The organism is Alteromonas sp. ABH4_452 (assembly GCF_056311825.1).
The window spans coordinates 1,667,719-1,682,431 of record NZ_CM149973.1; the positions used below are offsets into that span (position 1 = coordinate 1,667,719).

10 protein-coding genes are annotated in these 14,713 nt (G+C 42.5%); 8 read left to right on the forward strand and 2 right to left on the reverse strand.

Going from position 1 to position 14,713, the window contains the following annotated elements; all coding sequences use genetic code 11:
- Positions 1-23: 23 nt before the first annotated feature.
- The 5 genes from ACYX4N_RS07090 (at position 24) to ACYX4N_RS07110 (ending at position 6,200) form a co-directional block, all read left to right on the forward strand.
- Positions 24-1,886, forward strand: a complete 1,863-nt coding sequence (locus ACYX4N_RS07090; RefSeq protein WP_476056069.1) for a hypothetical protein — start codon at positions 24-26, stop codon at positions 1,884-1,886.
- On the forward strand, positions 1,883-3,817 hold the full coding sequence (locus ACYX4N_RS07095) for a hypothetical protein (RefSeq protein WP_476056070.1): 1,935 nt from the start codon (positions 1,883-1,885) through the stop codon (positions 3,815-3,817). Before ACYX4N_RS07090 ends, ACYX4N_RS07095 begins: the two co-directional genes overlap by 4 nt.
- 623 nt (positions 3,818-4,440) lie before the next feature.
- Positions 4,441-4,569, forward strand: coding sequence for a hypothetical protein (locus ACYX4N_RS07100; RefSeq protein ID WP_257787239.1), 129 nt, complete (start codon positions 4,441-4,443; stop codon positions 4,567-4,569).
- Positions 4,570-4,601: 32 nt separating this feature from the next.
- A complete protein-coding gene (locus tag ACYX4N_RS07105) occupies positions 4,602-5,129 on the forward strand; it encodes a hypothetical protein (RefSeq protein ID WP_476056071.1) in 528 nt (175 codons plus the stop codon).
- A 39-nt stretch (positions 5,130-5,168) separates the two neighbouring features.
- Positions 5,169-6,200 carry a hypothetical protein gene (locus ACYX4N_RS07110; protein ID WP_476056072.1) on the forward strand — a complete coding sequence of 344 codons (1,032 nt, stop codon included), beginning with the start codon at positions 5,169-5,171 and terminating at the stop codon, positions 6,198-6,200.
- 229 nt (positions 6,201-6,429) lie between these two features.
- Here ACYX4N_RS07110 and ACYX4N_RS07115 read toward each other — a convergent pair whose 3' ends face one another.
- Positions 6,430-6,780 (reverse strand): Fic family protein, encoded by a 351-nt coding sequence (locus ACYX4N_RS07115; protein ID WP_476056073.1) that lies wholly within the window; start codon positions 6,778-6,780, stop codon positions 6,430-6,432.
- Between the two features lie 301 nt (positions 6,781-7,081).
- Positions 7,082-9,658, reverse strand: coding sequence for a serine hydrolase (locus ACYX4N_RS07120; protein WP_476056074.1), 2,577 nt, complete (start codon positions 9,656-9,658; stop codon positions 7,082-7,084).
- 521 nt (positions 9,659-10,179) lie between these two features.
- Between ACYX4N_RS07120 and ACYX4N_RS07125 the strand changes: the two genes are divergently transcribed.
- The 3 genes from ACYX4N_RS07125 to ACYX4N_RS07135 all read left to right on the forward strand — a co-directional run bounded on the left by ACYX4N_RS07125 (position 10,180) and on the right by ACYX4N_RS07135 (position 14,681).
- Positions 10,180-11,364 (forward strand): PQQ-dependent sugar dehydrogenase, encoded by a 1,185-nt coding sequence (locus ACYX4N_RS07125; protein ID WP_476056075.1) that lies wholly within the window; start codon positions 10,180-10,182, stop codon positions 11,362-11,364.
- Positions 11,365-11,454: 90 nt separating this feature from the next.
- Positions 11,455-14,109, forward strand: a complete 2,655-nt coding sequence (locus ACYX4N_RS07130) for an ATP-binding protein (protein ID WP_476056076.1) — start codon at positions 11,455-11,457, stop codon at positions 14,107-14,109.
- Between the two features lie 119 nt (positions 14,110-14,228).
- A complete protein-coding gene (locus ACYX4N_RS07135) occupies positions 14,229-14,681 on the forward strand; it encodes a DUF3010 family protein (RefSeq protein WP_474855125.1) in 453 nt (150 codons plus the stop codon).
- Positions 14,682-14,713 lie beyond the last annotated feature (32 nt).

Sequence of the window (14,713 nt, forward strand, 5' to 3'; positions counted from 1 at the left end):
TATTAGAAATCTAAGGAAGGATGATGAGAAAGACAGTCAGTTTAGCGCAGCAAACAAAGCCCCTAGTTGCCATTAGCGTTGCTACTATTATGCTAGCCGGTTGTAGTGTTGCACCAGAGCATCACGTCAGAACAGGGTCTGACCCCAGGTTTCAGGATAAAAACGTCGCTTTTAGGACCACTTACTATTTTAGAGTATTTGATTATTGCAAAGGGCAAGATGGCAAACATCCGAATGTGCCTGCATCAGATGGGTTATATCGGTTTACCATGACGGGTAAAGCCAACACGTCTACGAATAACATCAAATTCGAATCAGGAAGCTTGAAGAGTTGGGAAATAGACCCTCTAGGGGCAGCGGTAATTTATGATGAAAATATTAAGCGCTATCGGTATGTATCTGAAAACGAAACCCAGGCAAAAGCAGAAAAAGCACAAGCATGGGATGAGTATCTAAGCCTACAGAAAGAATACAGTAGAATCCTTAAACTCGTGGATGAGCAATCCGGCGTACAAAACCTTGTTCATGTTGAATTGTTAAAAGTGCTTGAAGAAAGGGATATTGCAGACGCAGCAAAGTTTGACACAACATTAAGCGGCGACATTCTAAAAAGCAAAAGTGCCCTCGACAACTCATTTAAAGAAAACCTCGCAGAAGCAGTGATTCAAAAAAGAGCGACGCTGATTAAGGCAAACAAAGACGCCTTAAATGCGAAGCTTAAGACATTGTCTCTCGAATGGTTAAAAGCCCAAGTAATCCAAAAGATGAAGGAAAATTTGGATAGCGCTGTTAACTCTGCTTCGTTACCAGATAATTTTCTCAGCTCCCCAAATTCAAAAACGAAGTGGGATGCAATGATAACAGGGCAGTTAACCCCAAAGCTGGACTTTAACGCTAACGAAAAAGCTTACGTTAATGCCTTGTCGACATTTCTTGTCAGTAACAAAGACATATCGAATATCGCGGGCTCAGATGGCACTACGCCTTTTTCAGAACAGTTTGCTCAAGTGTTTGTGGATGATGCCAAAACAAAAAATACAGAACTGGCGGTTGTCACCGCTGATTTTACCTCGGTGCTAGATTGGCTAAAGGATTTAGCAAAAGGAGATTCAGGTGATACCTTCAAAGATTTAACGCCAGAGCATAGAGAGGCGTTAAAAAAGAAGTTATCAGAGAGAGTTGATACAATACTGGCCTACATTTCGCAGCTGCCAAGTCGCGTTGATAATCTTCCAGATTCGCTGGATTTTGATAATGGAAAAAAGTTACTTCTTCTCGCGAATAAAGATAACGTTGCAAAAGCGCTGATAGATCAAAGCGGCGTTATGATTGCGGCAGTGGCTGAAAATAGTTATCTCAATGGCGATAACAACTATGGAGGTGTATTAGCCTCTATCCGCACCGCAATGAATGCGAAATTGCAAGCAGCAACAGGAGTCGAAATATCTTCTTCAGCTTCAGTTTTAGGTACAAAAGCAATGCTTGCAAACCAAACAGAGACTATAAATTGCGAGATGCGCAAACACAAAGGCTTCCAGGTACTTGGGCCTGAAGGGTGGCGTACCTTCGACCAGGACGAAAGGCTTATTATGGCCATGTACGTTGACAATTCACCCATTACACAAGTACTCAAGCAGTTATCACAGCAAGTTTTAAACGCCCACCAAGCGAACGAGCCGCAACTACTACCTGTGGTTGAGGCTGAATTACGGCTGAGCGAAGCCAAAGAAGCGTTGACACAGAAAAAGCATTTGCTTGACGCGGCTGCGGATAGTGACCAGTTAGCGTCATTATGTGAACTGACAAAAGCCGTTGAAGCAACGCTACACGATGACAACCAGGTTGTCAGCGCAACTGGTTTGTCTTGCCAAGGAGAGGCACTATGAAAGCGTTCACTTTAATTGCAGCGTCACTTTTTCCTGTTATGGTCCATGCTGCAGGGGCTATGCGAATAGATGTGGAGGTGTACGACGGCCCACTTAGCAAAACCTTGGAAGTGCAAAAGGCGGAGTTGATAGGCACAATCAACCTCACTGCCCATGTTTTGGAAAACATAACCCGGGCGATTCAAGTCAGCGAATGCAGACTGGGTTGTTTCGGTACGCGAAGCGAATTTGGTACCGAGCACCCGAATGAGATGATAAAGCAGTGTACTGCTCCGGCACACTACTATTCTGAATTAGATATTTTAGAATCAGTAGATAAAGCCCCTGCAACCGTTGACAGGTTATTTTCTACTATTTTCCCGGAGAAAGATCACAATTGGTTTAGTTTGATGACGACAAAGCGAGAGCCTACAAGTAGCAATAGGTCTGACGAACATCTCAAATTTGACTTTTTACAACCGTACGAGTACACCACCATACCCACAAAACAAGAAGATCAACCTCATCAAATTTGTCCCCAGTTAGCGGATGTAAAGCTCAACGTACTTAGCGTACTTAATTATATTTATAACAAAGGAGTGTCACAGATTGATCAAGGTAAAAACAATATTCTGGAGTGCAGAAAAACCTTGCTTACATCGCCAAGTGAATCAAATAAAACAGTCACGGGTAACGAGCACAGCTTGGGCGTCACCGAAGACTGCCTTACTCGCATTGCCAATGTTGGTAAGCTTTTAACGGAAGGGGCAGAGCATTGGGCAACAACGCAGGTGGCTATTTTGCCGAATTCCAAACGCACTCGCATCGCCATTGCAAGAGCTGCGGTGACTGTTGCTGAATTAGGTAACGAAATTCTTGCTCGCACTGATGCAATTGTGCGGCAACAGCGAGGCGAAGCAAAAGCGGAATTCTTGCCCACCAGTGTGTTTTTAAGAGAATCTGAAGGTACAGATTATTTAAACCTTTTCGAGTGGTTAGATGCCACACCGAGAAAAAGTCGGCAATGGCCTGTGCAAAGCAGAACTCGCATGATTGAAAGGCTTATTAACGACAACAACTGGTCCAAAATCAATACAGCATTTGCCCAGGGTAATGGCAAAACCAGTATGGTATTTGTGAAAGACGATATTGGAAACTGGAATCTAAAAAACTACGACAATGACCCCAGCGAAATGTTACAGGCGTACAAAAGTGTAGGTACCAACCTATTAGCCAGTGCGGCAAAATTAGCGTCTGGCATGACTACGGCAGAAAATGTGATAGGAAATTTGGCGGGCATGCAGCAAGCAACGCAACAAGCGCAGAGTATGTTATTTGGTAGTTCGACAGGCACGCAGACGGATGACTTAAGCAGCAACATTGAACAGCGGATTAGGAAGCGAATAGCATCTACCTACGAAGACTACGCAGCTCGCATTAAGGCCAAAGATGCCGAGATTAAAAGTCTCGAAAGTGAAGTGCAGTCGACGGAATCAGCCTTGAAGGCAGAGAAACAGGCGTTGACAAACTATTTTGAAGAGCTCGATGTCAGGCAGCAGAATATCGCCTCTGCACGAGTGCGATTTCGAGAAGCAGAAGACGCTTTTACCTCAAAGCAATCTGAAGTAACGGCAAGTGATAATCCCACGAAAACATTGCTCCAAGAATACAAAGATGCCAATGAAGAAATGCAAAAAGTAAAAAATACACTTACCACTGCGGAAAGTAACTTAAAGACATTCCAGACGACAAATTCAGAACTTCTAAGTAATTACCAAATATTAGAGACAAAACTTAATACGCTGAATGATAAAAAAAGCGAAGCAGAGAAGGTACGTGAAGGGTTACCGGGCGAAGCCGTAGTGGTAATAGAAGAGATTCTCTCCCACTACCAAGAAAACCTCGTTGCATTGAAGAGTAGTATTCTTGGCGCCTCGATACCACAGAAGTAATAACCCGAATGTCCACTGTCAAAAAATAATAATTTCACTAGCTGAGCCATCATTTTTAGAGCGGGTTAGCGCTTTCTGCTTTGGTTTAGGAAATAATAGTAAGTTGTTGGTGGTGGGCGCCTTGAGCCTGTACCGAGTATCATGTTTACCATAGCTATTCCATTGCGCGGAATAGAATGCATCCTTTTGGTGCTCGTATCCGCAATACTTAGGAAGTCAACCTGAACCATGTCAAGACAACTAACAACAAAACAACTGTCAACACACCAAAAGTGAGTCGAGCCTTTTCACATTTTTCTTTGAGTTTTATTAAAGGCTCTAATTCCCCCTTTAAGTTTGCATTTTTGCTCTTGAAGCCTTCATTCTCTGTGACGAGTGATACCTGTCTTTTAAGTAGGTGTTCTATCATGTTTTCGACAGACATTTGTTCAATTTTGTCATTTTAATTGAATCAATAGTACGAAAAGTTCGGGGTCTATTCCCAAATTCCAAATTTTTAAACTAATTACCATTTTTGTTTCCAAAATGCCTGAAGTCAGAGCTCAATAGCAAAGTTATAGTTTGTTCGAATCAACGCAGAATTGTTGTTTCTTTATTACTAATTAATTATTGAGGATATTATTATGGCACAATCAAATTCATCTAAACCTGCTTCTAGCCACCCTGGTCCTGGTGGAAACTGGCCATCTACTACAGGCAATAAATCAGGTGGAGATCGAGGTAATGCAGCTCCTAAAAGCGGCAAAAAGTAATAAAGAATGGGCCCTTGAGGCCCTTTATATAAATGGAAAATAATACAGCCACATTTCCGACCGTCGGTGAGTACGTTCGAGAAATTTTTAATATTACAGGGCTCTTAGCGCAAAAGGATAAAAGTAGTTCGATTTTAAGCGATAGCGAAAAGAAAAAACTACAAACCAAGCTAAAGCGATTAGCTGATGAAAGCTCTAAAATTGATGGAAAGCTCGACGAATTACTAGATTCACTTAAGCTCCTGTTAGAAAAAGCATTAGGCGAAGAGAGAATTGTTTGGATGGTATTGGAAGCCGTTGAAGATCTACTCTCTACATACAAAGGAGTTTTGGGTGATGATGGTACTTATCTTGATAAGAAAAAATCGACTAAGTGGTTTATAAAACAGTATGTCTTAGATCGAGTTTTGCTTTCTTTCTATAAGAACTATTTAAGACTAAATGTACCAGCATCGAAACTGAGCCTACCGGACTTAAGAATCTGGGCTTTGCCTAATATTGAAGGACAGAAAATCAGTTGGCCATTAAGGCATGCCTGGCAACTCATTTATGACTCTTAGTCTATTAGCCAGTCTTCATTTCATTATCCAGATAAGAGCTTGGAGGACTACAGAGCAAGTCAGAATTTAGAAAATGCCCAACACTGGAGCACTACCGATCAAATCCCGACCATTAGTTCGCTATTTGATAATTTGGAATATTCGCTAACGTTATTGGACTCTACATCAAATGACCCTGCTAGACGAATAGTAAGTGCATCAGAAAAACAGCGATTAAAGCTAATTTTGTTTATTGGGCGAGTATCTGCTTATTGTTTTAGAGAACTAGAACGTAACTTTGGGCGTGAGTTTTTGATCGAATGCCTGAAGCATGTCCAAGGCCAGTCTAGTAGGCTATCACGTATCAATCTAAGGCTAGAAAAACACTTAAAGACTGTAGAAAAATCCATAGGCTTAATGAGTGAAGTCGATGTTAATCAACTTTATTTTTATGAAATATCTGAATATTGGGCACAGTTTGCAATATCTACTGAATACGGCTCTAGATTATTACAGGGTTACATAACTGATGAATCTTTTTCGAATTTAACTGAATTAGAAAAATCAAAATTGGTAATTGCTCATGTTGGGACATTTGCTGGTCATGGTGTGTTAACTCTGCTAGGAATGACACCTAGTGTAAAAGGAATGCCATCTGAGTTTCCTGAGCTACTTTGTGTAGGCCTTGAATTAAAGAAGAACCCTACATCTTTGGGCGACATTGATAATTATCACAACTGGTTGAGGAAAACTGGGCTTGATGATGTCTTAAGTTGGTTAGTAAATTGGTGTTATGCCAATTACTTTTATACTCATAAGTCATTCGATAAGTCATATGGTTACTATGAGAAAGCCTTTAATCAGGCAAAATATAGTGCAGGTCGTAATCAGTATCTACTTGTTAACCAGTACATTGAATCATGTGCTAAAAATGGTAAATATAAAGAAATGAAAAAAGCTGTAGCTTGGGCGCAGTATTTGGGTATAAAAATAAGGTGGCTAAGAGGCTGGGATGATCCAGAATCCGAAGCCAGCCTAAAAGGCTTATACGAGTTAATGGGAAATCAGAACATGCAATATGCCCAAATATAGTAAGTGAAACTTGCTGTTAGGTCCTTTATGCAAGTATTCACATTTTTAATTGTTGAATCGACCAGATTTCTCTAGACTCTTAATTGTTTTATAACTATGTGTACCAAGGGCAAAAGGTGGTTCACTTCTCCCAAACTGAGATTGGTTAAATCAAAGATGCCAAGAGCTTTGTAAAAGGCACGATATCTTGGTTGACGCTGGCAGCCTCCAACACTTGCATATATTCATCTCATCGTTCGACGGGTACAATTGTCCATGGATAGCCACCAGACGCCATCAATAAATTCATAACAAACCTTCCCATTCTGCCATTGCCGTCAAAGTAAGGGTGGATGTAGACGAAAATGAAGTGCCCCAGTACCACTCTGACGGCTGCATTTTTCTCTTCTGCGAGCAGGTCGAAGAGTATTGGCATCATATCGCGAACCGCTTCTCTACTTGGTGGAGTATGCATAGATTGACGAATATAGACTGGTCCTGTCCGGTAACCAGCCAAGTCCGACTGCTTAATAATACCACCAGCCACACTTGGGCCAAATAAGGCGAGATACCAATCACTGTGATACTGCCCAGCTATCAATCCTTATCTATAGGTTTTAGTGTTATATCATTTATAGGTTTTAATGACTTTTTTGTTTTAAGGCTTTAGCGCTTTTCTTATGTCATCGAATTCGATGATGTTAGATAAGAGGCCGGTTTAAATGATTTTACACTGAAGGTCAGGTTTAAACTTTGCTTCATTGAAAGGGCTTGAAGATTAAAATGAACTAGTTCAAAGTTGATCGTGAATATTCGCCGCAATCCGACAAGTCGAATTACTTTATTTATACCAGTGCGGTAAAAAAGCCTAACATTCCGAGAACACTCAGTCTTACCGCTTACTATTCCTTTACACCTCGAATATTCCCATCCATCACAAGCGCCTCAACCAATCCGCCATCGCTTTCATCATCCGTCTCAAAACGAACACTACTCCCATTCTTAGCAAAAAATCGTCCGCCACCCTCATGAAAATATTCTTCATTTTCAACATACGGTAAGGCGTTAAGCACAAAGCCATTGGCTGTTTTTTCTAGCACCACATCAACGTTAACTGGCTTGGCCACCACATAGGTTCCAATATATTTACTTAATTCCTTTTGGCTTATGGGTACTAACTTCCTAACTTCAGCTTCCGAGTAGCCTACGTTTAACGCTTCTTTTAAGCGTATTTCTAGTTCAGTTATTAGCTGCCTACCGTTGTTGCCGTTCGTCATAATGGCGTAGCCGTTGCCGGTATCTAGTTCAAGGTATAGCTGCGACATGAACCCAGCATCTGCGCCACCGTGACCGAATCCTAAAATTTCACCGTTATCATCCATATTGATGAAAAAGCCGATGCCAACATTAGGTGCTTCATTGGTTGATGTATTGTTGGTCAACATTTCCTGTGCGGTGGCTCGCGATATCCAGTCGGTTTTCTCCCCTAAATACGCACTGCGTACGCCGCTTGCCAGTTTCAACATGTCTGATGGCGTGCTCCACATACCTGCTGCTGCAAGCGTAGCGTAAGTATGCGGGCCACCCTTAATTGGCGCACCGTCGCCGTCATAAGGCGTAGCCATGTTGTTCGATAGTTTTTTCGATATGGGTTGGTCGAAGCCAGAGCGGGTCATGCCTAAAGGTTTAAACAAAAGCCGTTGCGACATGGTTGGCAGGGGCTCGTTGGCTACGTCTTGCAAGGTAAGTTGAGCAAGCGTAGTGCCGCCACCGGAATAACGCATTTGCGTGCCGGGTTGAGTATCCACAACAACAGCGTCGGTATTGGCGGGGAATGCCCCTTCTAGCACTTGCTGCAAGTTAGGTACTGGTTTGCCCGCCGCGTAACCAGGGAAGCCATGTACTGTGGTGCCCGCCGTGTGGCTTAACAATCTGCGCAATGAAACAACGTCTTGCCCAGTCCATTCATGTTCAGGTAACTGCCAGCTGGTGAGTAAGGTATTAACATCTGCGTCTAAATCTAGTGGGTTATCTTCGCGGTAGTTCATCAATACTGCTGCAAATGCGGGTTTAGAAATACTGCCTGCTTGGAACACCGTGTTTTCATCAACAGCCAATTCAGAAGTTAAATCTTTAACGCCGCTTTGCATGGTCCAAGCTAGTTGCCCATTTCTCATAAACGCGACAGACACACCAGGTACATCATAATGCGCCTGTCTTTGTTCTAAAGATTGGTAATCAACCTCTTGCCCTTCAATTCGAATGCGTTCTGTCAGTCCAGTTTTTAAAAGATTGGCTTCTTTTGACTTTGTGCTTTTCGCAATCTTCTTTCGCAAGTTAGCTAGCCGCGTTTTATAAGCGCCATTCTCAACGTTTTCTTCATAGCTCATTGCCAGCGCTTTCTCTCGCATCTCAAGTGCCATGGCTAAATCACCGTTAGCTTCATAACCGTCTGCCAGGCTGTCGTAGGCATCAGACTTGTTAGGGAAGCGAGCTATATTTTTCTTAAAAATTGAAATGGCAGAGTCAAAGTCTTCTTTGTTTAGCGCCGCATAACCCGCGTGGTTTACGGCTTTATATTCTGGCTTTGCTTCAAAAGCGTATTTTGCAGAAAGGTCTTTATAGTATTGCTCTACCGCAGGAATACCTTCTTGTATTATTGCACCTGTTGGGCGTAACGAATTTAGCTGCTTTTGAAGCGCCAAGCTCATACCAGCAAGCGCGGTCGTATTGTGGCTTTCAGATGTGTCTAGCTCGGTGTCAAAGGTAAACCCTTTTCGTTCGCTGCTATTTAGTAGTTCAGAGTAACGTTCGTATGCGCTTTGCATGTTTCCACCTTCGTTACCCATATTTATGTATAGATATTTGTTAAGGTCGCTATTTGATGCAAAGAATGCTTTTGCCTCTGGAAATATCACTTCTTCGTGCCACCACAAACTTGGGCTAAATGCGAAGTAAGCTTGAAACAGCTCAGGCCGCTCTTGCAGTGCGTATAAGGTAAAAAGGGCGCTTAATGAATGCCCGGAAACAATCGCGTAGTTATTGGTGCGATAGTTTGCCTTTACGTAAGGCTTTAGTTCTTTTTCTAGAAAGTCTAGAAAATTCTCGGCACCACCAGATATTCCCCACTGGTTGTAGCTTTCATCATAGGTAGGTGTGAAGTCTCGCGTGCGCTCGGTGTTGGCAATACCGATAACAATCATTTCCTGCGCCATTCCAGACTGATTTAGCAGATCAAGCGTGCCTACGGTATGGGCAAAATTACGCTGTCCATCTAGTAAATATAAAACTGGGTAGGTGGTGTTTTTGTAGTGGGAATAGTTATTAGGTAAGTGAATAAGCAGTTCTCGCGACTCATTCAAAACTTCTGACTTTATTGTTGTAACCACGGCCTCGCCACGTACTTTGGCGTTTACGTGAAAGCTAAGGCTAAAAGTAAGTAAGGCGCCGATAAAAGCACAGGCAAGCTTTTGATACATTTGAAATTCCCTTTTCCGCTATCAGGCGCGAGTTTTGTATTATTTGTTTATCCTACGCTGTCATAGTCGCTCTTGCTTGTCAAAAAATAGCCAAATAATAGCCAGCTAAATAGAAAAAAGCCGCATTCAGCAACGTGATGCGGCTTTCCGAGCTGGGCTGAATAGACAGCCTTATAGAGCAATTGCGTAAAAGGGGTTAGCTAGAACGACCCTCACTCATAGCTGCCTGTTCAAATACCTTAACTCTAGACATATGATCACCTCCTTATCTTCGTTGCTAAAACTAAATTGAAAATAACATAGGCGAGGCTTAAGTAAAGCATGGCTTTATTAAAGAAATTTTAGGGAAGTACATACCGTTCAAAATACGAATAACAAAACCACCGCGACAATATAAACCTGTTTAATTAAATCTACGTAACTAATGCTAACTGAAACCCTTTGCGCCGCCCGTTGACGTGTAATTAACGCCTCAACGTGTAAGTAGCAGTACGCAAACCTTAAAAAAGGTTAGAACGCAGATGCAAACAACAAATACGCACAAAAACAGCATGAGCCGAAACGCTGCACTATTGGTTATGCTTTTTGCTACCTCTTTTTTTACGTTTGGCCAGTCAAACTCATCTGAACAAATTGATATGAAAGGCAGTAATGGCACGACTGTTAAAGGTAGTGTTCAAGCTACCTTCGACAGCCCGTGGGCTATGACGTTTTTGCCAGATGGGCACAGCTTGGTAACGGAAAAGGCTGGCACTTTGTGGCTGCTTGATGAAAATCAGCAAAAGCGTTTTGCGGTAAGTAATGTGCCAAATGTTACTGCGCGTGGACAGGGCGGTTTAGGTGATGTCATTATTCACCCGGGTTTTGCGTCAAACAACACTATTTATATTTCCTACATTGAACGGGATGAAAAAGACGATGCGTTTAGCGGCGCAGTAATTGAGCGGGCCACGCTTACCTTATCTGATAGTGGCGCGAAGCTATCTGATAGAGAGCTAATTTGGCGTCAGTCGCCCAAAGTGACGGGGAACGGTCATTATTCTCACCGCATGGCGTTTTCCCCTGATGGCTATTTATTTATTACCTCTGGCGAACGCCAGAAATTTACGCCAGCTCAAAACATGGCAATGAATTTAGGTAAAGTTGTACGCTTAAACGACGACGGTAGTGTGCCAGAAGATAATCCGTTTTATGGTCAAGGCAGCGTAACCGAACAAATTTGGACGCTAGGGCACCGCAATCCGCTAGGTATAGATTTTGATGATCAAGGGAATTTATGGGTTCACGAAATGGGACCGCGCCATGGAGATGAACTCAACCTTATCGAAAAAGCTCGCAACTACGGTTATCCCACTGTGTCGCAAGGCGACCATTATTCGGGCGTAAAAATTCCTAATCACGAAGATATTCCTATTTTTAAATCGCCGGAATTAGCGTGGGTGCCTGCTATCAGCCCCGCCGGCTTTATCATTTATAAAGGGGATAAATTTAGCGACTGGAAAGGTAACGGCTTTATCGGTGGTTTGTCTTCAAAAGCGCTGGTACGTGTTGCTTTTGGCAAAGATGAAGAAGGCAAGTGGAAAGTGGAAGAAGCAGAGCGTTACGAATGGGGTAAGCGCGTACGCGAAGTCGAGCAAGACAGCATGGGCAATATCTATGTGCTTGAAGATAAGGAAGGTGGGCGTTTGATTAAATTAAGCCAATAAAACGTAAGCGCGTTATTATTTGGCTTGTTGATGTGATAGTTTTCAATTCACGCTCAAATATGGAAAACGGAAACAAATTTTAGGAACTCTATGATTCAATCTCCTCAAAACTTTAACTTTGAACGTTGTGAAGACGAGCCAATACACATTCCCGAAAGTGTACAAAGTTATGGGTTTCTTATCGCGTTTAGCTACGACGATTTAAATATCTCAATTGTTAGTGAAAACTGCGACACGATATTTGCTGAGAAGATCATAGGTAAAAACTTTTTAGATATTCTTTCCTCTGATACTAATGAGCGCGCGTTTCTTGAAGAAACCTTCGATAGAGTGTCGAAGAGCAAAATACGGCTGCCCATTAAGCTGATTTTAAATTCGTCGCTTTTAGTAGAAGGGGAAGCAGGAGATTATTTAGCGGTTGTTTACGATTCAGGTCATCATTATGTGGTCGAGCTCGAGCCTGCTACAGAATTTAGAGATGCCTACAGCGCAGAGCAATTTATTAAGCTTTATTCAATGTCTATCGCGCCACGCTTCAAGGAAATGACATCTCTCGGTGAGATGGCGCAAGAGATGGTGTCGACCATTAAATATCTCACTAACATGGATAGAGTGGTGCTTTACAAGTTCAACGATGACTACTCAGGTAAGGTTATCGCGGAAGCTAAGGCTGAAGATATGGAGTCTTATCAAGATTTGTACTTTCCCGCTTCAGACATACCAAAACAAGCCAGGGAGCTCTACAAAACAAATTGGGTACGGTTAACGCCTGATACAGAATTGCCCCCAGCTAGATTGGTGCCGTCCATCGAGGAGACTGGAAGAGACCGGTTAGACCTCACTCGTTCGCTGTTGCGCACTTTCTCGCCTATTCACCTTCAATATATTAGAAACCAAGGGTTACGCGCGTCGTTTTCCATATCTTTAGTTACAGACGGAGAGTTATACGGGCTTATTTCATGTCATCATCGCGAGCCTTGTTATATCCCTCAAAATGTTAGGCTGCAGTGTGAAAACTTAAGCCAGTTATTTAGCTGGCATCTGTTGGCAAAAGAAGAAGAAATAGCCAAGCACAAAAAATATGTCACCGACGAAGCCGTGGATGCCATGCTAGACAAAATAGGGCCAGCAAATCCTATCAGTCGCGTTGTGAAAAGCGGTGAACGGGCGTTTTTAGATGCGCTTAATAGCTCTGGTTTTGTTTACTATTCACAGTATGAAACCATTACGCTTGGTGAGAGCTTACCAATAGAACTTATCAAAGATATCTTTTCTAAAGCTAGCAGAGAAGGCGGTTTTCCTTACACTAACGATTCACTTTATGATGATTATCCTGAAGCGCGAGAGTATGGAATAGCGGGTATTATGATTATCCCGCTGTTTGAGAAAAAGCAGTACTTTACCGCTTGGTTTAGAAAAGAAACCCATCGCGTTCAAAAGTGGATTGGCGCTGAAGATGAAAAATCGGAAGATGCGCCGAAAGCAGAACGTCTTAAACCTCGTTCAGCGTTTACTATCCATACCCGTACAATTGAAGGGCGTTCAACAATATTTGATAAAACTGACGTCGATACTGCCAACCGGTTAAACAGGATGTTTTTGGTTTATGCACTTGATGTGCAAGAACGTATGCATATCAGTATTCAAGAACTTGAAAAGCAGGATAACTACAGAAACGAATTTCTTGCTACCTTGGCGCATGAGTTGCGAAACCCATTGGGCCCAATTATGTCGGGCGCAAGCATTTTAGAATCGGTTGATGATGATAAAACCCGCAAAAGAGTAACGGCAATTATTAATCGTCAAGCCGAATACATGTCCAAACTCATTAACGATTTAATGGACGTATCTCGTATTACGCGAGGCAAAGTTAAGCTTGAATTTGAGCGGTTAAGCATTCAAGACGTGCTTTCTGATTCTCTTGAAATTGTCGAACAGCAAGTAAAGGCGAAAAAGCACGATATAACCGTAAGTTGTCTTGAGGAAGATGTGACCGTTTACGGCGACAAAGCGCGTTTAAGCCAGATCTTCTCTAACATTATTCACAATGCGACCAAGTATACAAAAGAGTCTGGAAAGATTGTTGTAGATATCAGAAAAGAAGGCGTGATGATCGTCGTTTCTGTGAAAGATAACGGAATGGGTATTCCAGAAGATAGGCTAAAAGACGTGTTTAACATGTTCACTCAAATTGAAGCCCATTCTACCCATACCAAAGGCGGTCTTGGTATTGGCCTAACCCTTGTGAGTAAGCTGGTGGCTTTGCACCACGGTGAAGTCTCTGTAGTGAGTGATGGCGTTGACCAAGGCAGTACCTTTGAAGTAAGGCTACCTATTTCTAAAACCGCTTACGAACAGACAGAAAGTACAGAACTGGAGTCTTCTGTTCAAAGCAAAGGTAAAGTGATGTTTGTAGATGATAACGCAGACCTTATCGACGCTTATTGTTTGCTGACTGAATCTATGGGGGTTACCGCTCTGGGCATTACCTCGCCTAAGGAAGCTGTTGATGCATTTAAAACCTTCAAACCTGACTATGCATTTCTAGATATCGGCATGCCAGATATAGACGGTTACGAGTTAGTTAAAATGCTTAAGGCGTTACCTGAAGCGGAGAATACGAAATTTTATTCTCAAAGCGGGTGGGGGTCAGAAAAATACGTTGAAGACTCTAAATCAGCTGGGTTCGACGAGCACTTTGTAAAACCTTTGTCCAAAGAGACTATTAAATCTGTGCTAAGTTGAGTTTGCTAAGCGGGCCAGTGCGGTAGCTAAAGGTTGGTGCTGAGCAAAGAAAAGTGCATGCAAGTGAATAACAGCCGCGAAACGGTTATAATGACAGGCAAACGTAATTAGGAATAAATATGAAAGTCTGTGGTATAGATTTAAAAGGTAACGAAGCAATCATTAGTTTAGTGTCGCTAGCTGACGGTTTGTTTCATTTGCCCGACTGCCGTACGCGCCGTTTAACCCTTGCCGATACCAGCGCTAAGGGCTTGAAAAGCTTTCAAAGCACCTTCGCGAAGCTTGTCGAAGACTATAAAATTGATGCGGTAATCATTCGCCAACGTCAAAGCAAAGGCAAATTTGCGGGAAGCGCAATTGGTTTTAAGCTAGAGGCCGCTATTGAGTTAATTGATGGGTTAGAAGTTATTGTATTTAGCCCAACAGATATTAAAGAATCGCTACGCAGAAACCCGCTAGCGGTTCCGTTCTCTGAAACTGGTTTAAAACAGTTTCAAGAAACCGCGTTTACCACAGCATATGCATGGCTGATGAAAAATGAGTATGCGTCGCAAGAGTCTAGCGAAGGCTAATCATTTGCCGCCTGCTGTTTGCTAATACAGAA